The organism is Massilia sp. LC238, from assembly GCF_000735635.1.
Classification (GTDB): domain Bacteria; phylum Pseudomonadota; class Gammaproteobacteria; order Burkholderiales; family Burkholderiaceae_D; genus Telluria; species Telluria varians.
In genome coordinates this window covers 13,280-35,215 of the sequence record NZ_JNNN01000067.1, presented here as the reverse complement: position 1 = coordinate 35,215, position 21,936 = coordinate 13,280, and the positions used below count along the sequence as shown (strand labels likewise).

General features: G+C 66.8%; 25 protein-coding genes. 18 read left to right on the top strand and 7 right to left on the bottom strand.

The window, feature by feature from the left end; genetic code table 11:
- The first annotated feature begins 290 nt into the window (after positions 1-290).
- The 7 genes from FG94_RS19045 to FG94_RS28485 are packed head-to-tail and all read left to right on the top strand — an operon-like array spanning position 291 to position 6,683.
- Complete coding sequence (locus FG94_RS19045; protein ID WP_036214868.1) at positions 291-1,226, top strand: hypothetical protein; 936 nt, start codon at positions 291-293, stop codon at positions 1,224-1,226.
- The gene (locus FG94_RS19040) at positions 1,223-1,870 is read left to right on the top strand and encodes a PilN domain-containing protein (RefSeq protein ID WP_036214866.1); all 648 of its coding nucleotides are present in this window, start codon (positions 1,223-1,225) and stop codon (positions 1,868-1,870) included. Before FG94_RS19045 ends, FG94_RS19040 begins: the two co-directional genes overlap by 4 nt.
- Entirely contained in the window at positions 1,867-2,577 is a 711-nt protein-coding gene (gene gspM / locus FG94_RS19035) for a type II secretion system protein GspM (RefSeq protein ID WP_036214865.1), read from the top strand. The genes FG94_RS19040 and gspM overlap by 4 nt, the downstream gene beginning before the upstream one ends.
- Positions 2,574-2,927 carry a hypothetical protein gene (locus FG94_RS19030; protein ID WP_229445993.1) on the top strand — a complete coding sequence of 118 codons (354 nt, stop codon included), beginning with the start codon at positions 2,574-2,576 and terminating at the stop codon, positions 2,925-2,927. Before gspM ends, FG94_RS19030 begins: the two co-directional genes overlap by 4 nt.
- 26 nt (positions 2,928-2,953) lie before the next feature.
- Positions 2,954-4,726: a pilus (MSHA type) biogenesis protein MshL gene (gene mshL, locus FG94_RS19025; protein ID WP_036214973.1), complete on the top strand. Its 1,773-nt coding sequence runs from the start codon at positions 2,954-2,956 to the stop codon at positions 4,724-4,726.
- Complete coding sequence (locus FG94_RS19020; RefSeq protein WP_036214859.1) at positions 4,726-5,616, top strand: ExeA family protein; 891 nt, start codon at positions 4,726-4,728, stop codon at positions 5,614-5,616. The genes mshL and FG94_RS19020 overlap by 1 nt, the downstream gene beginning before the upstream one ends.
- Complete coding sequence (locus tag FG94_RS28485) at positions 5,613-6,683, top strand: tetratricopeptide repeat protein (protein WP_036214857.1); 1,071 nt, start codon at positions 5,613-5,615, stop codon at positions 6,681-6,683. The genes FG94_RS19020 and FG94_RS28485 overlap by 4 nt, the downstream gene beginning before the upstream one ends.
- 60 nt (positions 6,684-6,743) lie before the next feature.
- Here the strand turns inward: FG94_RS28485 and FG94_RS19010 are convergent, their stop codons facing one another.
- Positions 6,744-7,901 (bottom strand): pyridoxal phosphate-dependent aminotransferase, encoded by a 1,158-nt coding sequence (locus FG94_RS19010; protein ID WP_036214854.1) that lies wholly within the window; start codon positions 7,899-7,901, stop codon positions 6,744-6,746.
- A gap of 25 nt (positions 7,902-7,926) precedes the next feature.
- Positions 7,927-8,394, bottom strand: coding sequence for a putative toxin-antitoxin system toxin component, PIN family (locus FG94_RS19005; protein WP_036214851.1), 468 nt, complete (start codon positions 8,392-8,394; stop codon positions 7,927-7,929).
- Positions 8,395-8,428: 34 nt separating this feature from the next.
- On the opposite strand from FG94_RS19005, the gene yaaA reads away from it, so the two are divergent.
- A complete protein-coding gene (gene yaaA, locus FG94_RS19000; RefSeq protein WP_036214848.1) occupies positions 8,429-9,199 on the top strand; it encodes a peroxide stress protein YaaA in 771 nt (256 codons plus the stop codon).
- 43 nt (positions 9,200-9,242) lie between these two features.
- Here the strand turns inward: yaaA and FG94_RS18995 are convergent, their stop codons facing one another.
- Complete coding sequence (locus FG94_RS18995; RefSeq protein WP_036214845.1) at positions 9,243-10,079, bottom strand: outer membrane protein assembly factor BamD; 837 nt, start codon at positions 10,077-10,079, stop codon at positions 9,243-9,245.
- 97 nt (positions 10,080-10,176) lie between these two features.
- Here FG94_RS18995 and FG94_RS18990 point away from each other — a divergent pair, with 97 nt between their 5' ends.
- Both FG94_RS18990 and pgeF read left to right on the top strand, forming a co-directional pair.
- Positions 10,177-11,184 carry an RluA family pseudouridine synthase gene (locus FG94_RS18990; protein ID WP_051996922.1) on the top strand — a complete coding sequence of 336 codons (1,008 nt, stop codon included), beginning with the start codon at positions 10,177-10,179 and terminating at the stop codon, positions 11,182-11,184.
- Positions 11,184-11,960, top strand: a complete 777-nt coding sequence (gene pgeF, locus FG94_RS18985; protein WP_036214839.1) for a peptidoglycan editing factor PgeF — start codon at positions 11,184-11,186, stop codon at positions 11,958-11,960. The genes FG94_RS18990 and pgeF overlap by 1 nt, the downstream gene beginning before the upstream one ends.
- 25 nt (positions 11,961-11,985) lie before the next feature.
- Here the strand turns inward: pgeF and FG94_RS18980 are convergent, their stop codons facing one another.
- Positions 11,986-12,210: a hypothetical protein gene (locus tag FG94_RS18980; protein ID WP_036214836.1), complete on the bottom strand. Its 225-nt coding sequence runs from the start codon at positions 12,208-12,210 to the stop codon at positions 11,986-11,988.
- Between the two features lie 55 nt (positions 12,211-12,265).
- Between FG94_RS18980 and phaC the strand changes: the two genes are divergently transcribed.
- From phaC to FG94_RS18960, 4 genes are all read left to right on the top strand, one after another.
- Positions 12,266-14,023: a class I poly(R)-hydroxyalkanoic acid synthase gene (gene phaC / locus FG94_RS18975; RefSeq protein ID WP_051996921.1), complete on the top strand. Its 1,758-nt coding sequence runs from the start codon at positions 12,266-12,268 to the stop codon at positions 14,021-14,023.
- A gap of 358 nt (positions 14,024-14,381) precedes the next feature.
- Complete coding sequence (gene phaR / locus FG94_RS18970) at positions 14,382-14,945, top strand: polyhydroxyalkanoate synthesis repressor PhaR (RefSeq protein WP_027867422.1); 564 nt, start codon at positions 14,382-14,384, stop codon at positions 14,943-14,945.
- Positions 14,946-15,078: 133 nt separating this feature from the next.
- Positions 15,079-16,527, top strand: a complete 1,449-nt coding sequence (rimO, locus tag FG94_RS18965) for a 30S ribosomal protein S12 methylthiotransferase RimO (protein ID WP_200880001.1) — start codon at positions 15,079-15,081, stop codon at positions 16,525-16,527.
- A complete protein-coding gene (locus tag FG94_RS18960; protein ID WP_051996920.1) occupies positions 16,524-17,687 on the top strand; it encodes a cystathionine beta-lyase in 1,164 nt (387 codons plus the stop codon). Before rimO ends, FG94_RS18960 begins: the two co-directional genes overlap by 4 nt.
- A gap of 46 nt (positions 17,688-17,733) precedes the next feature.
- Here the strand turns inward: FG94_RS18960 and FG94_RS18955 are convergent, their stop codons facing one another.
- Both FG94_RS18955 and trxC read right to left on the bottom strand, forming a co-directional pair.
- The gene (locus tag FG94_RS18955) at positions 17,734-18,096 is read right to left on the bottom strand and encodes a membrane protein (protein WP_036214830.1); all 363 of its coding nucleotides are present in this window, start codon (positions 18,094-18,096) and stop codon (positions 17,734-17,736) included.
- A 118-nt stretch (positions 18,097-18,214) separates the two neighbouring features.
- Positions 18,215-18,652, bottom strand: coding sequence for a thioredoxin TrxC (trxC, locus tag FG94_RS18950; RefSeq protein WP_036214827.1), 438 nt, complete (start codon positions 18,650-18,652; stop codon positions 18,215-18,217).
- A 105-nt stretch (positions 18,653-18,757) separates the two neighbouring features.
- Between trxC and FG94_RS18945 the strand changes: the two genes are divergently transcribed.
- The 4 genes from FG94_RS18945 to FG94_RS18930 all read left to right on the top strand — a co-directional run bounded on the left by FG94_RS18945 (position 18,758) and on the right by FG94_RS18930 (position 21,227).
- A complete protein-coding gene (locus FG94_RS18945; RefSeq protein ID WP_152571045.1) occupies positions 18,758-19,558 on the top strand; it encodes a DUF72 domain-containing protein in 801 nt (266 codons plus the stop codon).
- Positions 19,552-20,334, top strand: coding sequence for a Mut7-C RNAse domain-containing protein (locus FG94_RS18940; RefSeq protein ID WP_036214824.1), 783 nt, complete (start codon positions 19,552-19,554; stop codon positions 20,332-20,334). The genes FG94_RS18945 and FG94_RS18940 overlap by 7 nt, the downstream gene beginning before the upstream one ends.
- 88 nt (positions 20,335-20,422) lie before the next feature.
- A complete protein-coding gene (locus FG94_RS18935; RefSeq protein ID WP_229445992.1) occupies positions 20,423-20,755 on the top strand; it encodes a hypothetical protein in 333 nt (110 codons plus the stop codon).
- An 82-nt stretch (positions 20,756-20,837) separates the two neighbouring features.
- Positions 20,838-21,227 carry a cupin domain-containing protein gene (locus tag FG94_RS18930; protein ID WP_036214820.1) on the top strand — a complete coding sequence of 130 codons (390 nt, stop codon included), beginning with the start codon at positions 20,838-20,840 and terminating at the stop codon, positions 21,225-21,227.
- A gap of 239 nt (positions 21,228-21,466) precedes the next feature.
- Here the strand turns inward: FG94_RS18930 and FG94_RS18925 are convergent, their stop codons facing one another.
- Positions 21,467-21,889 (bottom strand): hypothetical protein, encoded by a 423-nt coding sequence (locus FG94_RS18925; protein WP_036214817.1) that lies wholly within the window; start codon positions 21,887-21,889, stop codon positions 21,467-21,469.
- Positions 21,890-21,936 lie beyond the last annotated feature (47 nt).

Below are 21,936 nucleotides of genomic sequence, written 5' to 3'. Positions count from 1 at the left end.
TCATGCACCTCCCGATTTGCAGGACCGGTCGATCCGGCCGGAATGCAAAGCCCGTCATTCATTTCCGCTACCTTCGACCAGCCTTCGCGCCGGAGTCGACCAATAGCACGGGGACGGCGTTATTAGGCGTCCAGTCCTCGAATCCTGCATCGAATGCTGTCAAAAAAGCGTGGCGAATAAACTCGGAAATCGCCTATTTTTGCTGACAGGCGATTTATTGTGATCAAGGATGGCTCGGCTTGAATATAATCAAGTTTTTGCCGTATTGAATTATTTCCGCGATCCCGTGCATGCGTTTTCTTAAGAGAGCAAAGAAGAAAGATGGCTGGCTCACCATCGCCGTCCTGGCGGATGGCGTGGCCGCGACCAGCGTCAAACCGGTCGCGGAAGGAATGCCTTCCGTGCGCTTTGCTCATTTCTTGCCGGGCAAGCCGGATGCGGCCGTGCTGGAAAAGGCCGCGCGCGAGGGCCAGGCGCATGCCTACCGCTGCCTGACCCTGCTCGGGCCGGGCGAATACCAGCTCATCAACCTCGAGGCGCCGAACGTGCCGCGCGAAGAGCTCAAGACCGCGGTGCGCTGGCGCCTGAAGGACATCCTCGATTTTCCGGTCGTTGAGGCCACCGTCGACGTGCTCGACATTCCGGTCGACGCCGGCCAGGTGCGCGCCCAGCAGTCGGTGTTCGTGGTGGCGGCGCGCAATACCGTCATCAAGCCGCGCCAGCAATTGTTCCTCGACGCGAAGATCGGGCTGGAAGTCATCGACATCCCGGAAATGGCGCAGCGCAATATCTCGGCACTGATCGCGCCTGAAAACCGCGGCGTGGCCATGCTCTCGTTCGGCGCCGAGGGCGGTCTCCTGACCGTGACCTGGCGTGGCGAGCTCTACCTGTCACGCCGGATCGACGTCACGCTCGAGCAGCTGCTCGAGCCCGACCACGAGCGCAAGCACGCCAGCTTCGACCGCATCACCCTCGAGCTGCAGCGCTCACTCGACAACTTCGAGCGCCAGTATTCCTTCATCAGCATTGCCAAGCTGGTGCTCGGGCCCAGCAAGGTGAACGGCCTGGACGAGTACCTGTCGAGCAACTTGTACACCCCGGTCGAGACCCTCGACCTGGCCTCGGTGTTCGACCTGGTGCGCACGCCCGAGCTGCAGGACCAGGCCGTGCAGGGGCGCTTCCTGATCCCGCTGGGCGCCGCGCTGCGCGCGGAGGCGGCGCCATGACCCAGCAGATCAACCTGTTCAACCCGGCGTTCCAGCCGCAAAAGAAGGTCTTTACCGCGGCCACCATGGCGCTGTCGCTGCTGGTGCTGGTGGGCGGCATCGCCGCGCTGGCCGTCTATGGCCGGATGCAGACCGCCAGGCTGGAGGCGCAGGCCGGCGCCGGCGCCGTGCAGCTGGAGCGCAAGCAGGCGCGCCTGGCCAGCGTGAATCTCGACTTCGCGCCGCGCCAGAAGAACAAGGACCTCGACGCCGAGATCGCCGAGGCCCAGGCCCAGCTGGCCGCGCTGCGCAACATCTCGCGCGTGATCGAGCGCGGCGAGCTGGGCGACACGGCCGGCTATGCTGGCTACCTCAAGGCCCTGGCGCGCCAGAGCGTCACCGGCCTGTGGCTCACCGGCGTGAGCGTTTCTAGCGGCGGCAGGGACATCGGGATCCGCGGCCGCACCACCGACCCGGCCACGGTGCCCGGCTACCTGGCGCGCCTGACCGGCGAACCGCTGATGCAAGGTAAATCCTTCGCCAGCCTGTCGATCAGCCAGCCGGCGCCCGTGAACACCGCCGAGGCCGACGGCAAGCCGGTCGCCAGCCCCGCGCCCTGGGTGGAGTTCAGCTTGGAATCAAGGCCCGAGGAGCCGCGCAAATGAAGGCGCGCCTGATCGAACTGATGGCGCGCATCAACGCGCTCACGCTGCGCGAACGCGGCCTGCTGTTCGCGGCCGTCGCCGCGGTGATCGTGTTCATCGGCCACAGCGCGGTGCTGGGGCCGATCTACCGCGAGCAGGACCTGCTGCGCGAGCAGATCAGCCAGCAGCAGAACAACCTGGCCGGCATGGACGGCGAGATCGCCGCCAGGGTCCAGGCCTTCCAGGTCGATCCGGATGCGCCGGCGCGCGAGAAACTGCAGGCCATCCGGCAGGAAACCGCCGCGCTGGGCGACTCGCTGCTGGCGATGGAGCACGGCCTGGTGCCGCCCGAGCGCATGGCGCCGCTGGTCGATACCATCCTGCGCGCCAACGCGCGCCTGAAGCTGGTGTCGATGCGCACCTTGCCGGTCGAATCGATGTCCTCTCTTGGCGCACAGGCGGCCGCCACGCCGGCGCCGCCGGCCGCCGAAGGCAGCGACGCGGCGCCCGGCCAGGCGCCCGCCCCGGCACTGCTGTACCGCCACGGCGTCGAAGTCACCGTGCGCGGCAGTTACCTCGACATGGTCGATTACATGAGCGCGCTCGAAGCGATGCCCACCCGCCTGTTCTGGGGCAGGGCGCAGCTCGACGTGGAAGCGTACCCGGCCGCGCGACTGACGCTCACGCTGTATACCCTGAGTCTGGACCGCAAATGGATGAAGCTGTGAAAAAACTGACCCTCGCCCTGAGCCTGGCAAGCCTGCTGGCCAGCCTTCCGGCTGCCGCGCAAGCCCTGGCCGACCCGACCCGTCCGCCGGCCGCGCTGGATGCCAGCCGGCCGGACGGCGCCGACGGCCTGCCGCGCCTGCAGTCGATCTTGATCTCGCCGCGCGCGGGCGGACGCCACGTCGCCGTGATCGACGGCGAGACGGTGCGCCTGGGCGGGAGCTTCCGCGGCGCGCGCGTGGCCCGCATGACCGAGAACCAGGTCGAGCTGGTGCGCGGCCGCGAACGCCAGGTGCTGCGCCTCGACCCGGTGGAAGGCACGGTCGCCGGCATCACGCCTGCCGCCCAATGACGAATCGCTCGATGCCACGGACCATGATGAACAAGCTCTCCTTGACCAGCGCCGCCGTCGCCGGCGCGCTGCTGCTCTCCGGCTGCCAGACCAGTTCGCAGCACGAGACCTATGACGCGATCGGCAAGGAGATGGCCAAGGCCCAGGCCAGGCCCGCCGCCGCGCCCGCGGTCGACGATGCCGTCGCCGCGGCGCTGCTGCCGCCGGCCAGCGCGCTGGCCAGCCAGCTGCCCAAGGCCAGGCCGGCGCTCGAGGAGCGCTTCAACGTCGCGTTCAACAATGTGCCGGCGCAGCAGTTCTTCCGCTCGATCGTGGCCGGGACCCGCTACAACATGCTGGTCCATCCCGAGGTCTCGGGCAACATCAGCGCCAACCTGAAGGACGTGACCATCGCCGAGACCCTGGAAGCGATCCGCGACATGTACGGCTACGACTACAAGATCGACGGCACCCGCATCACGATCCGTCCGCTGACGATGCAGACCCGGATGTTCCAGGTGAACTACCTGACCGCCAAGCGCCGCGGCACCTCGAACCTGCGGGTCAGCTCGACCTCGGTGGCGGACGCGGGCCGGGATGGCACCGGCAACCGCAACAACAACGGCACCGGCCAGGGCAACACCGGCAACGACAGCGACCGCAACGCGCTCGGCGGCAACAACGTGCAGCTCGACAGCACCGACATCCGCACCACCTCCGACAACGATTTCTGGAGCGAGCTGAAGGCCGCGCTGGAAGCCATCGTCGGCTCGAAGGAGGGCGGGCGCAGCGTCGTGATCAGCCCGCAGTCGGGGGTGCTGGTGATCCGCGCCATGCCGGAAGAGCTGCGCAGCGTCGACGCCTACCTCAAGGCCACCCAGCTGGCGGTCGACCGCCAGGTGATCTTGGAAGCCAAGATCCTCGAGGTGGAGCTGAACGACAGCTTCCAGAGCGGGATCAACTGGGCCTCGTTCGCCTCGATCAAGAGCTCGCACCCGAACCGCGTCTCGGGCGGCATGATCGCCCCGGGCGCCAACCTGGCGCCGCTCCCCTACACCGGCGGCCAGCCGCCACCCATCAACAACGGCCAGGGCCTAGCCGCCAGTACCGGCTTCTCGCTGTCGAACGCGGCCACCGCGGCCGGTTCGCTGTTCGGCTTCGCCTTCCAGACCAATAACTTCGCGGCCCTGATTTCCTTCCTGGAGTCGCAGGGCCAGGTGCACGTGCTGTCCAGCCCGCGCGTGGCGGCGATGAACAACCAGAAGGCGGTGCTCAAGATCGGCACCGACGAGTTCTTCGTCACCGGCGTCACCAACACCATCAACGCCACCGACAACGGCACCACCAATACCCCGAGCGTGACCCTGCAGCCCTTCTTCTCGGGCGTGGTGCTGGACGTGACGCCGCAGATCGACGACAGGGGCAACATCCTGCTGCACGTGCACCCTTCCGTGAGCCAGGTCTCCACGGTGACCAAGAATGTCGACCTCGGTTCGGCCGGCACCCTGACGCTGCCGCTCGCGGCCTCGGCCACCTCGGAGCTGGACAGCTATGTGCGCGGCCAGAGCGGCCAGGTCGTCGCGATCGGCGGCCTGATGCGCCAGGTGTCGAGCGGGGACGTCGACCAGCTGCCGGGCGCGAGCAAGGTGCCGGTGCTCGGCGCGCTGTTCCGCAACAAGACGCGCATGAGCCAGAAGCGCGAGCTGGTGGTCCTGATCAAGCCGACCATCGTCGACGGCGCCAACGACTGGAGCCAGGACCTGCTGGACGCGAGCCGCCGCATCGAGGCGCTGGATCCGCGCACCCGGGAGCGCCGCTGATGTACGCGGCCCACTTCGGCCTGCGCGAGCTGCCCTTCGGGATCACCCCGGACACCAGCTTCTTCTTCGGCAGCGCGCGCTCGCAGGAGGCCCTGAACACGCTGCTGGTGGCGGCGCGCAGCGGCGAAGGCTTCATCAAGATCACGGGTGAGGTCGGCACCGGCAAGACCCTGCTGTGCCGCAAGTTCATGGCGACGCTGGGCGAGGGCTTCGTGACCGCCTACATCCCGAACCCCTACCTGGAGCCGCGCACCCTGATGCTGGCCCTGGCCGACGAGCTGGAACTCGATCTCGCGCGCGATGTCGACCAGCACCAGGTGCTCAAGGCGATCAACCTGCGCCTGCTCGAACTCGCGGGCCAGGACCTGCGGGTGGTGCTGTGCCTGGACGAGGCGCAGGCGATTCCGGTGGAGAGCCTGGAAGCCCTGCGCCTGCTCACCAACCTGGAAACCGAGAAGCGCAAGCTGCTGCAGATCGTGCTGTTCGGCCAGCCGGAACTGAACCGCAAGCTGGAACTGGAATCGATCCGCCAGCTGGCCCAGCGCATCACCTTCCACTACCATCTGGGCGCGCTCAGCCGCGACGACATGGACTATTACGTGGCGCACCGCCTGCGCGTGGCCGGCTTCACGGGTGCGCGCCTGTTCTCGCGCGCGGCGATCCGCGGGCTGTACCGCGCCAGCGGCGGCGTGCCGCGCCTGGTGAACATCATGGCGCACAAGGCCCTGATGCTGAGCTACGGCGAGGGCAAGCGCGAGGTGGCGGGCAGCCACGTGGCCACGGCGGCGCGCGATACGATCGGCGTCGGGCGCACCATCTGGACCTGGCTGCTCGGTGGCGCCGCGGTGTTCTCGACCGCTGCCGGCCTGGCATGGGTGTTTGCACGATGAGCCTCATCAACCGGATGCTGCAGGACCTGGACGCACGCGCCGGACAGCCCGGAGCGGCGCCGCTGCCGTCCGACGTGCGGCCGGTGCCGGCGCCCGCGCGCGCCTGGCCATTGAACCGCGTCGCCATCGCCGCCGGCGTCGCGGCGGTCGTGACGGCTGCAGGCTTTGCCGGCTGGCGCTTCTTCAAGCCGAAGGCGACTCCGGCGCCGGTGGCGGTTGCGGCCCCGGCCGCCGCACCGGTGCTCAAGCCGGCGGCGCCTGCCGCGGCCGTGCCGGTCGTGGCCTTCGAGGTGCCGGTAGCCCCGCGCCAGGACCTGGCCGGCCCTGCGGCGCCCGTGGCCGAGGCGGCGCAGGTCGACGCGCCGGCACCGGTAGCGAAGCCTGCCGCACCGGTGGCGGCCAAGGCTGCGATCAAGCCTGCGAGTCCGGTCGCAGCCAAGCCCGTGCGACCCGCGGCCGCGAAGCCCGTCGCGCCCGCGAAGGGCGGCAGGGAAGAGACGCCGACGCAGCGCGCCGAGAACGCCTACCGGCGCGCCCTGGCCAGCCTGGAGGACGGGCGCGTGACCGAGGCCATCGCCGGCCTGCAGGCGGCCCTGAAGGTGGACCCGCGCCACGAACCCGCGCGCCAGACTCTGGTGGGCCTGCTGGTCGAAGCCAAACGGCTTGATGAGGCCATGCGCCAGCTGCAGGCGGGGCTCGCACTCGACCCGGCCCAGCCGGCGATGGCGATGCTGCTGGCGCGCCTGCAGATCGAGCGCGGCGGCTCCGGCATCGAGACCCTGATGCGCAGCCTGCCGCATGCGGCGGGCAACGGCGACTACCACGCGTTCCTCGCCGGCGCGCTGGCGCGCGAAGGACGCCAGCGCGAGGCGGCCGAACACTATGGGGCTGCCTTGCGCACGGCGCCGCAGAACGGGGTGTGGTGGATGGGCCTGGGCATCTCGCTGCAGGCCGAGAAGCGCAACCTGGAAGCGGCCGGGGCGTTCCAGAAGGCGCTGGACAGCGGGACGCTGTCGGGTGAGCTGCAGGGGTTCGTGGAGCGCAAGCTGAAGCAGCTCAATCGCTAGCCGGTTGACCGCGTGGGCGGGAAAACAGTCCATTGGACTGTTTTCCCGCCCACCCTACGTTCATAGACGGCTCAAGGTATCGAGCGCCTTCTGCAGGGTCTCATCCTTCTTCGCAAAACAGAAACGCACGATCCCCGATTCGGTCGGCCGGCTGTAGAAGGCCGACACCGGAATCGCCGCCACCTTCGCTTCCACCGTCAGCCACCTGGCGAATTCCGCCTCCGGCAGGCTTGATATCGCGCCATAGCGCACGCACTGGAAATAGGTGCCGCTCGATTCCAGCAGCTCGAAGCGCGAGCCGGCCAGGCCGGCGCGGAACAGGTCGCGCTTGTGCTGGTAGAAGCCGGGCAGCTCCAGGTAGGGCGCCGGATCCTCCATGTAGGCGGCGATCCCGTGCTGCATCGGCGTGTTCACGCTGAACACGTTGTACTGGTGGACCTTGCGGAACTCGCGCGTGAGCGAGGCCGGGGCGGCCACGTAGCCCACCTTCCAGCCCGTGACGTGATAGGTCTTGCCGAAGCTCGAGACCACGAAGGCGCGTTCGGCCAGCACCGGGTGGCGCGACACCGAGGCATGTTCCTCGCCGTCGTAGACCATGTGCTCGTACACCTCGTCGGACAGCACCAGGATCTCGGTGCCGGCCACGATGGCGGCCAGCGCCTCGAGGTCGGCGGCGCGCAGGATCGAGCCGGTCGGGTTGTGCGGCGAGTTCACGACGATCATGCGGGTGCGCGGCGTGACCGCGGCGGCCAGCAGGTCCCAGGGCACGCTGTAGCCCGCGCTGTCCACGCGCATGGCCACCGGCACGGCGACGCCGCCGGCGAGCGCGATCGCGGGAAGATAGCAGTCGTAGGCCGGCTCGATGACGATCACTTCGTCGCCCGGATGCACGCTGCACAGGATGGCCGACTGGATCGCCTGCGAGGCGCCGTTGGTGACCGTGATTTCGCCGGCCTCGTCATAGCGGCGGCCGTACAGGCGCTCGAGCTTGGCGGCGATCGCCGTGCGCAAGGCGGGAATGCCGGTCATCGGCGCGTACTGGTTGTGGCCCGCGCGCATGGCTTCGTTCACGAGGTCGAGGAGCTTCGGGTCGCAGCCGAAGTCGGGGAAGCCCTGGCCCAGGTTGACGGCGCCGTGTTCGAGGGCGAGCTGCGACATCTGGGTGAAGACGGTGGTGCCCACGGCGGGCAGGCGGGTCGGCAATGCGGGAGTGCTCATGATGGCGTGGAAGATGTCGATGCTGTCATTCTAGCGTGCTTGCCTGCTGGGCCTTGAGCCAGGCTTCGGGCTGCATGATCTTGAACAGGCCTTCGCGCGCGGTGCGGCGGCCCAGCTTGAGCAGGGCCTTGTCCTTGGTGACCAGTACCTCGGCGTCGGCATCGCGTGCGATCTCCAGGAATTTCTGGTCGTCGCGGTCGGTGCAGACCGGCAGGCGCACGTGCCTGGCGTCGGGCGCCACCACCCGCAGCAGGGCGTCGAAGCGCTCTGCCGCCCGGGCACGGCTGCTGTCGTCGAGCGGCAGGTGCGGGTAGTTCAGCACGGCGCGATATTCGTCGCGGCAATCCGCGCGCGTCACGGCGACCAGTTCCCCCGACTCCAGCGCTGCCAGCAAGGGCAGGAAGCGCGGGTCGTGGAAGACGAACAGGTCGAGGCAGACGTTGGTGTCGATGACGATGGGTTTCACTGAGGTCGAGGTCAAAGCAGGTATCATGTAGGAAATTTTTCTAGTAAAGCAGTTTGAACCGATGCTGATTGTCCTGTCGCCCGCCAAATCCCTCGACCTCGAATCCCCAAGCACCACCAAGGAAGCCACCACCCCGGATTTCATCCCGCACGCCGCCGAGCTGATCGCCGTGCTGCGCGGCTATTCGCCCGGCCAGGTCGCCGAGCTGATGGACCTGTCCGATAGCCTGGCCATGCTCAACGTGTCGCGTTATGCGCACTGGAGCGAAGATCATGCCGAGGCACGCCAGGCCATCATGTCCTTCAATGGCGACGTCTATGCGGGGCTGGACGCGCGCACGCTTGCACCTGCGGCGATCGCCTACGCCCAGCGCCACCTGCGCATCCTGTCGGGCCTGTATGGCCTGCTGCGTCCGCTGGACCGCATGCATCCGTATCGCCTGGAAATGGGCACGCGCTTGAAGAATCCGCGCGGCGGCAATCTCTATGCCTTCTGGGGCGAGCGCGTGACGCAGGCGCTCAATGCCCAGCTGGCGGAAATCGAGGCGGGAGCCCTAGTCAACCTGGCGTCGGAAGAGTACTTCAAGTCGGTGAAGCCCAAGCTGCTGAACGCACCGGTGATCACGCCGGTGTTCGAGGACTGGAAGAACGGCAAGTACAAGATCATCTCGTTCTTCGCCAAGCGCGCCCGCGGCCTGATGGCGCGCTATGCGGCCGAGCACGGCATTCTTGACCCGCAGCAGCTCAAGGACTTCGACGTCGACGGCTATGCCTTCGACGCGGCGGCGTCGAGCGAGACCACCTGGGTGTTCCGCCGCCAACAGGCGGCATGAAGGGGCAGGGCGCGGCCGGATCGACCAGCCGCGCCCAAGCTGCTTACTGTACCGCGTCCTTCGGCGACGCCTTCGGGCCCGACTTCGACCAGAAGCGCCACCACGGCGCATCGCCCGCGGCGTTCGGGTTCAGGAAGCGGCTGTTCGGATAGTTCAGCACCAGCACGCGCTGGGTGTCGTCGCGCAGCACCGGCATGCCGAGCTTGTCGTAGGAGCGCATCATGAGGAACAGGGCTTCCTCGCGCGCCGGCGCATCGCTGTATTCCTGCACGGCCAGCTGGGCGCGGTTGAGCGCTGCCAGGAAGGCGCCGCGGCGGTAGTAGTAGTTCGCCACGTGCACTTCGTACTGGGCCATGGCGTTGACCAGGTAGTTCATGCGCGCGATCGAATCTTCGCGGTATTTACTGTTCGGGAACTTGTCGACCAGGGCCTTGAAGGCGGCGAAGGCTTCGCGGGTGGCTTTCGGGTCGCGCTCGGTCGGGTCCTGCTCGTAGATGAAGCTCAGGAAGCCGATCTGGTCGTTGAAGTTGATCAGGCCGCGCAGGTAATACATATAGTCGACCTGGGCGTGGTTCGGGTGCAGCTTGATGAAGCGCTCGACCGCTGCGAGCGCCTCGGCCTGGTCACCCGCCTTGTAATGGGCGTACGCAATTTCCATCTGCGCTTGCGCAGCATAGGTGCCGAAGGGGTAGTTCGATTCGAGCTGCTGGAACAGCTTGATTGCCGCTTCGTAGTGGCCGCCGTTCATCTCATCGCGTGCCTCAGCGTATAATTTCTCCGCTGTCCAATTTTTACTGGCGTCATCCGCCTTCGGCAAGATGTTGCAAGCGGACAGACTGAGGGTGAAAGCGACGACCAGCACAGACAATTTTTTTTGCATAGCTCTTTGCAAGAAAGTTTTACCTAGATTCAACGAACGGCTGATTATAGCCGATGGGACTCACGTGATATTAACTCCTGCGCCGAATTCGGCGGAAATGCCTGTGGACTCTGACCTCGACGATGAGATCGGGTTCGAACTCCCCGCCGGTCCGGACCTCTCTCCGATCACCCTGCAGCTCACGCCCGAGGTCTGCGGCCAACGCCTCGACAAGGTCATCGCCGGCCTGGTGCCCCAGTTCTCGCGCAGCCGCCTGCAGCTCTGGTTCGAAGGCGGCTTCGTCAAGGTCGACGGCAAGCCGGCGCGCGGCAAGGACACCGCCTACGGCGACGAAACCGTGCTCATCGAACCGCAGGCGGCGCCCGAAGACACGGCCTTCGCGCCCGAGCCCATGGAACTTTCCATCGTCCACGAGGACGAGGACATCATCGTCATCAACAAGCCGGCCGGACTCGTGGTCCACCCGGGCGCCGGCAACTGGTCGGGCACGCTGCTCAACGGTTTGCTGCACCATTGCCCGCAACTGGTGGGCGTGCCGCGCGCCGGCATCGTGCACCGCCTCGACAAGGACACCAGCGGCCTGATGGTGGTCGGCAAGACCCTGGCGGCCCAGACCGACCTGGTGCGCCAGCTGCAGGCGCGCACCGTCAAGCGCGAATACTTCGCGCTGGTCTGGGGCACGCCGCAGCTGTCCGGCACGATCAACGCCTCGATGGGCCGCCATCCGCGCGACCGCGTCAAGATGGCGGTGTCGACGGGCATGTTCGGCAAGCCCGCCATCACCCATTTCAAGCGCGTCGCCGAAGGCAGCCTCGACCGCCGTCCGGTGAGCCTGGTGCGCTGCAGCCTGGAGACCGGCCGTACCCACCAGATCCGCGTCCACATGCAGCACCTGGGCTTCGCGCTGGTGGGCGACGCCGTCTACGGCAAGCAGCACCTGGTCCCGGTGTTCCACCGCCAGGCCCTGCAGGCGCGCCGCCTCGGCCTGGTGCATCCGGGCACGGGCGAGCCCTGCGAATGGACGGTGCCGCTGGCCGCCGACTTCGCCGAGCTGATCTCCAAGGCCGGGATCGCCGAGCCGGGCGATGAAGACAGCGAGGAGTGATGGACCGCAGCGCTCTGGTATGGCCGGACTGGCCTGACCTGCCCGCGAACGTCGGCGCGCTGGCCACCAGCCGTGACGGCGGCGTGAGCCAGGGTCCGTACGACGACGGCAAAGGCGGCGGCGGCTTGAATCTCGGCATGCACTGCGGCGACGATCCCGAGGCCGTGCGCGGCAACCGCGAGCGATTGCAGGCCTGGCTGCCGGGCCGTCCGGCCTGGATCGCGCAGGTGCACGGCGCCGCCGTGGTCGATGCCTGCACGGTGGGACCAGGCCAGCCGGTGCGTACCGGCGACGCCAGCGTCACGACCGAGCCGGGCGTGGTGTGCGCGATCCTCACCGCCGACTGCCTGCCGGTGCTGTTCGCCGACCTCGAGGGCAAGGTGGTGGGCGCGGCCCATGCCGGCTGGCGCGGCCTGGCCGGCGGCGTGCTGGGCGAGACGCTGCGGGCGATGCGCGCTTCCGGAGCAGGCGAGATCACCGCCTGGATGGGACCGGCGATCGGCCCGCAGGCGTTCGAGGTGGGCGAGGATGTGCGCGACGCCTTCCTGGCCGCCATGCCCGGCGAGGCCACCCTGGCCGCGTTCACGCCGAAATTTGACCAACCGGTAAAATTCTTGGCCGACATGTTCACGCTGGCGCGCCTGATGCTGGCGCTTGAGGGCGTGACCCGCGTCCATGGCGGGGGCATGTGCACCTTCAGTGCGCCGCAGCGTTTTTATTCCTACCGCCGTGATCACGTCACGGGCCGCCAGGCCAGCTTGATCTGGCTCAAGTAAGCGGCGCCATGCGGGCCCACAATGTTCAGTCGCCTGCGCCGCCCGACGCGTCGTTTGAGGCCGCTGCCGCGTTGCTGCGGGCCAGCGCTTCGCGCCGCGCACGCCGTCGTTTTGACCCTGTGAGATAAAAAAGAATGGATAATGGCAGGGCGCAATAGAACAGGAACGTCATCACGCCGTGCACCACGGTCGGTTCGGTCACTGCCATGAGGGCAACGACATAAATCCAGGCAACGGCGACGATCCACATGAGCTTTCCCCAAGGTTTTTATTCTGTACCCCGATTCTAAACAACGGACGCTGACATGAACATGCCTGACCCCCAAGCTTTTGCCGCCTCCTGGATGAGCCAGTTCACCGACCCGAGCGTCTGGCAAGGCTGGATGACGATGCCGGCCATGACCCCGCCCGCCGCCGGCGCCAATGCCTTCGGCGCCAACCCGCTGGCCGGCGTGCTGAAGGACTTCGGCGCCGGCATCGCCCCGGCGAAGCTGGAAAGCATCCGCGACGACTACCTGAAAAAGGCCGGCCAGCTGTGGCAGGATTTTGTCAGCGGCAAGACGCCCGAGATCCACGACCGGCGCTTCTCCAGCTCCGAATGGCGCGAGCACCCGCTCTCGAGCTTCTCGGCCGCGTCCTACCTCTTGAATTCGGAATTCATGCTGGCCCTGGCCGACGCCGTCGAGGCCGGCCCGCGCGAGCGCCAGAAGATCCGCTTCGCGGTCCAGCAGATGGTCGACGCCATGTCGCCGGCCAACTTCTTCGCTACCAATCCGGAAGCGCAGAAGAAGCTGATCGAGACCAAAGGCGAGAGCCTGACCAAGGGTTTGAGCAACCTGCTGTCCGACCTGCAGAAGGGCCGCATCTCGCAGACCGACGAATCGGCCTTCGAGGTCGGCCGCAACGTCGGCACCACGCCGGGCCAGGTGGTGTTCGAGAACGAGCTGTTCCAGCTGATCCAGTACACGCCGAGCACGCCGAGCGTGAAGGCGGTGCCGCTCCTGATGATCCCGCCGTGCATCAACAAGTTCTACATCCTCGACCTGCAGCCGGAAAACTCGCTGGTGCGCTACGTGGTGGAGCAGGGCAACACGGTGTTCATGGTGTCGTGGCGCAACCCGGACCGCAATCTGGCAAACGTACGCTGGGATGACTACGTCGAGACGGGTGCGATCAAGGCGATCGAGGTGGTGCGCGAGATCAGCGGGCAGGACAAGACCCATGTGTTCGGCTTCTGCGTCGGCGGCACCATCGCCGCCACCGCGCTGAGCGTGCTGGCCGCGCGCGGCCAGCAGCCGGCCGCCAGCCTGTCGCTGCTCACCACGCTGCTCGACTTCCAGGACACCGGCGTGCTGGAAGTCTTCGTCGACGAGGCCCAGGTGGCGCTGCGCGAGCAGACCCTGGGCGGCGGCGGCCTGATGCCGGGCCGCGACCTGGCCACCACCTTCTCGGCCCTGCGGCCGAACGACCTGGTGTGGAACTATGTCCAGCAGAACTACCTCAAGGGCAAGGAACCGCCGGCCTTCGACCTGCTGTACTGGAACGCCGACAGCACCAACCTGCCGGGCCCGATGTTCTGCTGGTACCTGCGCAATACCTACCTCGAGAACAAGCTGAAAGTGCCGGGCGCCCTGAGCGTGTGCGGCGTGCCCGTGGACCTGGGCAGGATCGACTGTCCGGTGTTCCTGTACGGCTCGAAGGAAGACCACATCGTGCCCTGGGAAGCGGCTTTTGCCTCGATGAATCTCCTCAACCCGAAGAACCCGAAGGCGAACCGCTACGTGCTGGGAGCCTCGGGCCACATCGCGGGCGTGATCAATCCGGCTTCCAAGAACAAGCGCAGCTACTGGGTCAACGACAAATCGGGCAAGGCGCGCCCGAAGACGGCCGAGGCCTGGTTCGCGGGCGCTAGCGAGCAGAAGGGCAGCTGGTGGCCGGAGTGGGCCAAGTTCCTGGCGCAACATGGCGGCGCGGAGGTGCCGGCCCCGAGCGCGTTCGGCAACGGGCGCTACCAGCCGCTCGAGGCGGCGCCGGGACGCTACGTCAAGGCGCGCGCGGACTGAACGCAGCCTGTACAGCGGGTGGCTTTCCAACCGCTGTACATATCAAAATCATCACGTTAGTTTGTAGTCTAATAATTGCTGCACCTGCGCGCGGGTCGTGGTATGGTGTGGGCTTGTCCGTCCGTAAGGCAATAAAATTGCTGCGCGGCACGGCCCACGGGCCGGGTTTTCTGGTAACCAATCAAGAAAAAATAGCGTGCGGTCCACGCTAGGGCGACTCGAAAACCGTAGCGAGCGGCGGCACTGGTGGCAGAGAAGCGCAGCTGTACAAGCGTACAGCGAGCATCGCAGGCCGGCAGTGCAACGCGCAGTAGGTTTTTGGGGTGCCCGTACCGCAACGCACAATGAGAGACATGAAATGAGTAGTGTGAAAAAGAGTGCTGAACGCCTGATCAAGAAATACCCGAACCGCCGTCTGTACGATACCCAGACCAGTTCCTACATCACCCTGACCGACGTGAAGCAACTGGTGCTCGACGCCGACGAATTCACCGTCGTCGATGCCAAGACCAACGAAGACCTGACCCGCAGCATCCTGCTCCAGATCATCCTGGAAGAGGAGGCCAACGGCATCCCGATGTTCTCCAGTTCGGTGCTGGCCCAGATCATCCGCTACTACGGCCACGCCATGCAGGGCATGATGGGTTCCTATCTGGAAAAGAACGTGCAGGCCTTCACCGACATCCAGAACAAGTTCACCAGCAACGCCGCCGGCGCCCTCGAAGGCAAGCCCTTCAGCCCGGAAATGTGGACCCAGTTCATGAACGTGCAGGGCCCGATGATGCAGGGCATGATGAACAACTACATCGACCAGTCGAAGAACCTGTTCCTGCAGATGCAGGAGCAGATGCAGAACCAGAGCAAGGCGATGTTCGGCGCCTTCCCCTTCCCGGGCATGACGCCGCCGAACGACAAGAAGTAATCACCCAGGCAAGATTCGTCTTTTCGAGACATCCGCCGGCCCGGTCCCGGGCCGGCAAACACCCCCCTGGGTCCCACCGGCACACCCGGTTCGGGTACAATCGCGGATTGCCCAGATTCTTTGTCGTCCGCCCATGACCGAACTTCGTCGTATTCCCGTTTCCGCCAACACCGCTGCCGCTCCGGCCGCCGCCGCGCCTGCGCTCGTCATCCCGAGCCCGGCCGCCGGCACGGTCGCGCCCAAGGTCGGCTTCGTGTCGCTCGGCTGCCCGAAGGCGCTGGTCGATTCCGAGCAGATCCTGACCCAGCTGCGCGCCGAAGGCTATGAAACCGCCAAGTCCTACGACGGCGCCGACCTCGTGATTGTCAACACTTGCGGTTTCATCGACGCCGCGGTGCAGGAATCGCTCGATGCGATCGGCGAGGCCCTGGCCGAGAACGGCAAGGTCATCGTCACCGGCTGCCTCGGCGCCAAGAAGGACGCGGACGGAGCGGACCTCATCACCAAGGTGCACCCGAAGGTGCTGGCCGTGACCGGCCCGCATGCCGTCGCCGAGGTGATGGAATCGGTCCACCTGCACCTGCCCAAGCCGCACGACCCCTTCGTCGACCTGGTGCCGGACCATGGCGTGAAGCTCACTCCGAAGCACTACGCCTACCTGAAGATCTCGGAAGGCTGCAACCACCGCTGCAGCTTCTGCATCATCCCGTCGATGCGCGGCGACCTGGTCTCGCGCCCGATCCACGAGGTGCTGCAGGAAGCCGAGAACCTGTTCAAGGCCGGCGTGAAGGAACTCCTGGTCATTTCGCAGGACACCAGCGCCTACGGCGTGGATGTGAAATTCCGCCTCGGGTTCTGGAACGGCCGCCCGGTCCGGACCCATCTAACTCAGCTCACCGAAGAACTGGGCCGGATGGCGCGCCAGTACGACGCCTGGGTGCGCATGCACTACGTCTATCCGTATCCGCACGTCGACCAGGTCATTCCCCTGATGGGCGACGGCCACGTGCTGCCTTACCTCGACATCCCGATGCAGCACGCCCACCCGGACGTCTTGAAACGCATGAAGCGCCCGGCCAGCGGCGAGAAGAACCTCGACCGCATCCTGGCATGGCGCAAGATGAATCCGGACCTGACCATCCGCTCGACCTTCATTGCCGGCTTCCCGGGCGAGACCGAAGAAGAGTTCGAATACCTGCTGGCTTTTCTCCGCGAAGCGCAGATCGACCGCCTCGGTTGCTTCGCCTACTCGCCGGTGGAGGGTGCAACCGCCAACGAGCTGGCCAACCCGGTGCCGGAAGCCGTGCGCGAAGAGCGCCGCGCCCGCGTCATGCTGCTGCAGGAAGAGATTTCTTTGAAGCGCATGCAGGCCAAGGTCGGCAAGACCATGCGCGTGCTGGTCGACGAGGTCGGCGCCCGTGAAGCCATCGGCCGCACCGCCGCCGACGCGCCGGAGATCGACGGCGTGGTCCACATCAAGCGCGCCCTCCAGCCGGGCAAGCCGAAGCCGCAAGTGGGCCAGTTCATCGACGTGGTGATCACCAAGGCCGACGCCCACGACCTGTGGGCCACCGTGGCATGAGCAAGAAGAGCGTCCAGACTTCCCTGATCCATAGCGACTACCAGGCGCCTGGCGGTTTCGACGCTTTTCCGCCGGGCGTGCACCGCGCCTCGACGGTCCTGTTCGAGAACGTCGCCGCGATGCGCTCCGGGCAGTGGAAGGACAAGAGCGCCTACACCTACGGCCTGCACGGCACGCCGACCACCTTCACGCTGGAAGCGCGCCTGGCGCAGGTCGAGGGCGGCGAGCACTGCCTGCTGGCGCCTTCCGGCCTGTCGGCGATCGCGATGATCAACTTCGCGCTGCTCAAAAGCGGCGACGACGTGCTGCTGCCCGAGAACGTCTACAACCCGAACCGCGAACTCGGACGCTGGCTGTCCCAGGATTTCGGCGTCAGCGCCCGCTTCTATGACCCGATGGTGGGCAGCGGCATCGCCGAGCTGATCCAGCCCAACACCAGGCTGATCTGGACCGAGGCCCCGGGCTCGGTCTCGATGGAAGTGCCCGACCTACCGGCCATCTGCAGGGCCGCGAAGGAGAAGGGCGTGCCGGTCGCGCTCGACAACACCTGGTCGGCCGGCCTGGCCCTGCGCGGCTTCGACGCCGGCGCCGACATCGTGATGCACGCGCTGACCAAGTACCAGTCGGGCGGCGCCGACCTCCTGATGGGCGCCGTGATCACCCGGGACGGTGCGCTGAACGAACGCCTGGCGCAGGCCCACATGCGCCTCGGCCTCGGCGTCGGCGCCGACGATGCCTACCTGGTGATGCGCGGCCTGCCGACCATGAAGCTGCGCTTCGAGGCGCACGACCGGGCTGCGCGCCAGGTGGCGGCCTGGCTCAAGGCGCGCCCCGAGATTGCCAAGGTGCTGCACCCGGCCTTCGAGGATTGCCCCGGCCACGAAAACTGGAAGCGCGACTTCCAGGGCGCAGGCGGCCTGTTCTCGGTGCTGTTCGACCCGCGCTATACCGAGGAACAGACCGACCGCTTCGTCGACTCCCTCCAGCTGTTCGGCCTCGGTTACAGCTGGGGCGGCCCGAACAGCCTGGTGATGCCTTACCGGATCCGGGCGATCCGCAGCCAATGGCGGGAAGCGGGCGTGCTGGTGCGTTTCAATATCGGCCTGGAAGAGACGGGCGACCTGATAGCGGATATCGAGCAGGCGCTGGCTAAGTTATAAATGTGTTTCTCGTGCTGCCGGCCAACGGAACGTCGGCCCGCCGGCATCAGACCGGCATCGGCCGGTTGCTGTTCAGGTCGAGGAAGCCGCGGATGATCCGGTAGGCGGCCCACAGCCAGGCGGCGCCCCACACCAGCAGGGCGATCGGGATGGCGATGATGGTGATCGCCAGCACCCAGGCGACTACCGACCAGACCAGGTACCACCAGAAGGCCCGGATCATCCAGGTGTGGTGCGAATACACGATGGTGCCCTGGGTCTCCGGGCGCTTGACGTAGTTAACGATCAGCACCAGGAGCGACAGCATCCCGGCCGAGAAGAGGAAGGTCAGGGCGTGGGCGATGTACAGGATGCGCGCGAACTGCTTGGCGTCCTCGGTTCCGCGATCCATTACCAGGTCTTGCGACATCAGTTTTCTCCTTAGAGGAACACGGGAACGCCCCGTACGCGACGATTGTAGCAGCCAGTGCTGCCGTTTTGCCAACATGAGGGTCGAAGGCAGCTTCTTCAAGACCTGCTCGGCGGTGTCACCTCAGCTGCGATTCGACCCAGGCGACCAGGCGGCCGGCATCCATGGCCCCGGACTGGCGCGCGAGCTCGCGGCCGCCGCGGAACAGCGCCAGGGTCGGGATGCTGCGGATCGCGAACTGTGCCGCCAGGTCCTGGCTGCGTTCGGTATCGACCTTCAGCAGGCGCAGCGCCGGCTCGAGCCGCTGCGCCGCCTGGGCGAAGTGCGGCGCCATCATCTTGCAGGGGCCGCACCACTCGGCCCAGAAATCGACCAGCACCGGGATGTCGTTGCGGCCGACGTGTTTCATGAAGCGGGCGCTGTCGACGTCGAGCGGGCGCCCCGTAAACAGGGCTCCGGCGCACTTGCCGCACACTGGCGCATCGCGCAGGCGCTCCGGCGCCAGCCGGTTCACCGCATCGCATTGCGGGCAGACGATATGGATCGGTTCGCTCATCGGGTTCTCCTTCGTTGATACACCCCGGTATTGTAAGCCGAACATCATGCGCCGCCCGCGCGGCGCGTTTCGTAGAATGGGGCCATTGCCATCTTTGCCATGCTTATGACAGCTCATTCAACAGCGGATGCACGCCTGCCGGGCCGCCTGCTGGTCGGCTGTGCCGGCTGGAGCCTGCCCAAGGCCGATGCCGCTTCCTTCCCCGTCGAAAGCAGCCACCTCGAACGCTACGCCGCCGTGTTCCCCATGGTCGAAATCAACTCGTCCTTCTACCGTCCGCATCGCCCGGCGACCTATGCCAGGTGGGCCGCCTGCGTGCCCGAGGACTTCCGCTTCGCGGTCAAGGTGCCGCGGGCGATCACGCACGACGCCCGCATGGAAAACGTCGAACAGCTGCTGGTGCAGTTCGCCGCCGAGGCAGGGGAGCTGGGCGAGAAGCTGGGCTGCCTGCTGGTGCAGCTGCCACCCAAGTTCGGCTTCGTCGACGAGACCGCGCGCAGCTTCTTCCGCCAGCTGCACGCCATCTTCGGCACGACGGTCGCGTTCGAGGCGCGCCATCCGAGCTGGTTCTCGGAGGCGGCGACCGAGCTCCTGGTGGAGAGCCGCGTCACGCGCGTGATCGCCGACCCGGCGGCCGGGCAGCCCGGCCCGCACGTGCCGACCAGCAGCGACTCGGTCTACGTGCGCCTGCATGGCACGCCGCGCATCTACTACTCCAGGTACTCCCCGGAGTATGTCGAGTCGGTACGGCGCGAGCTCGACCGCCAGCGGGCGGCCGGGCGTACCTGCTGGTGCGTGTTCGATAACACCGCGGCCTTCGAGGCCGTGCCGAACGCGCTGCAGCTGCTGCACGGCCTCGACGGGCAGGTGCTCGACGAGGCCGCCATACCGCCGGCGCCATGGTGACCGCGAGCTTTCGCTTCTACGACGTGCTGGGCGACTTCCTGCCGCGCGAACGGCGCGGGCGCGCGTTCGGCACGCCTTGCGCGCGCGAGGCCACGGCCAAGCACATGATCGAGGCGCTGGGCGTGCCCCATACGGAAGTCGAGCTGCTGCTGGTAAGCGGCGTGTCGTGCGGCTTCGAGCACCTGCTGCGCGAGGGCGACCGGGTGGCGGTCTACCCGGCCTTCGGGATGCTCGACGTGCGCCCGCTGCAGCGCCTGCGCCCCTTGCCGGAAGGGCGCCCGCGCTTCGTGGCCGATGCCCACCTGGGCGCGCTGGCGCGGCTGCTGCGCATGGCCGGCTACGACACGCTCTACGACAACCATTACCACGACGACGAGATCGAGCGCATCGCGCGCGAGGAAGGACGGATCCTGCTCACGCGCGACCGCGCGCTGCTCAAGCGCCGCAGCGTCGAACGCGGCTGCTACCTGCATGCGCTGGCGCCGGAAGCCCAGCTGCGCGAACTGTTCGCGCGCCTGCGCCTGGGTCCCGGGATGCGTCCCTTTGTGTTGTGCCTGCACTGCAACCTGCCATTGCGCCCGGTCGCCAAGGTGGAGCTGCTTGACCGCCTGCCGCCGCGGGTGGCGCAGCTGCACCAGGAATTCACCACCTGCGATGCTTGCGGCCGGGTGTACTGGAAGGGCTCGCACCATGCGCGCATGGCAGGCCTCCTGCAGGGCGTGGCGGCGGCGCCGGCTGATGTAGAATCGCCGCCGACCCCTGACTCCCATCCATGACAGCGTGAGCGAGCAACTTTCGCCGTTTCCTTTCCCCGTCCGCACGGAGTGCCCTCCGGGCGCCTGCGTGTGCGAGCGCGACCGTGTCATGGCCAACCCGCAGGCCGACCACCGGCCCCTCGCCCTGACCCGCCAGCAGGAGCAGAAGCTGGTCGAGCGCATCGATCGCGTGAGCAGCTACGAAGACCTCAAGCACGTGCAGGAACTGATCCGCAAGAACCTGGGCGCCGAGCTGCGCATCGCGCCGGGCCCGAACGAGGTGCGCACCGTGCGCGGCATTATCGTCGTGCTGGAAGAGAAGCCGGGCCTGTGCAAGAAGGCCCGGCAGTCGGTGCCGGCGGCGGTGCGCCGCTGCCTGACCGAACACCCCGAGATCGCCTATGCGCTGCTGGATGCCCACGACCTGTTCGGCTCCCGCTAACCGCGCCGCACGCGTTTTGTTTGGCTCTTATACAATGTGGACGAGGCGGCAACAGCCGTGCGCATTTATCAGGAGAAAAGTAATGTCGGGCTACAGCATCAACATCGAAGAGAAAACCCTCGCTGGAAACAACTTCCGCGAGGTGCTCTACACCACCGGGCGCAGCCAGCTGGTCATCATGACCCTGCAGCCGGGCGAGGAGATCGGCCTCGAGCACCACGAAGGCCACGACCAGTTCATCCGCGTCGAAGCGGGCGAGGGTGTCGCGATCCTGGACGGCGAGGAGCACAAGCTGGAAGACGGCGTCGCGGTGGTGATCCCGGCCGGCACCGAGCACAACGTCATCAATACCTCGCAGACCGAGCCGATGCGCCTGTACACCCTGTACACCCCGCCGGAGCATCCGGACGGCATCGTCCACGCCACCAAGGCGGATGCCGACGAGTACGAGCGCCAGCACCACGGCCACTGATCCGGGTCGCGCCCATGAAAAAGGCCGGCATCCCTGCCTAATGCCAGTCAGTTAGCCGGAATTGTAGGGTGGGCGGATTCCCCGCCCACGCGGTGATAGTTGCGATATGAACAGCCGCGCGGGCTGCAGTACTGTGATTTGACCGCGTGGGCGGGAGACCCGCCCACCCTACGGATGAGCGCCGGCTCTTAAGTGACAGGCATTAGGCATCCCTGCCGGCCTTTTTTACGTGCACGCCTTTAGCGGCGCCAATGGTAGGGGAAGCGCGTCCCGATGTGGCCGCCCCAGCCGCGATGGTGCCCCCAGCCGCGGCCGAAATTGAAGCCGAGGCCGATCGAGACCGGCGGGTAGTAGTAACGCGGCTGGTACACCGGTTCCGGCACGTACACCGGCTGCGGCACGTACACCGGCGCCGGCTGCACATAGACCGGCGTCTGGTGCACGACCACCGGAGCAGAGCTATAGCTCGTGGTCGTCCCGGTGTCCCCGCTGGCGGCCGCACGGGCGCCCGTGCCCAGCGGTACCGGTGTCACCGACACGACTTGCCACTGGCTCGGATCGCCCGAACGCGGATAAGCCTGGCTGCCGTAGTAGTTCGGGCCCGGCGCGGCGCAGCCGGCCAGCACGGCCAGCGACGCGGTAACAATGATGAGTTTCTTCATGGCGGTCCTCCTGATGCCACCATGATAAAAAAATCCGTGCACTGTAC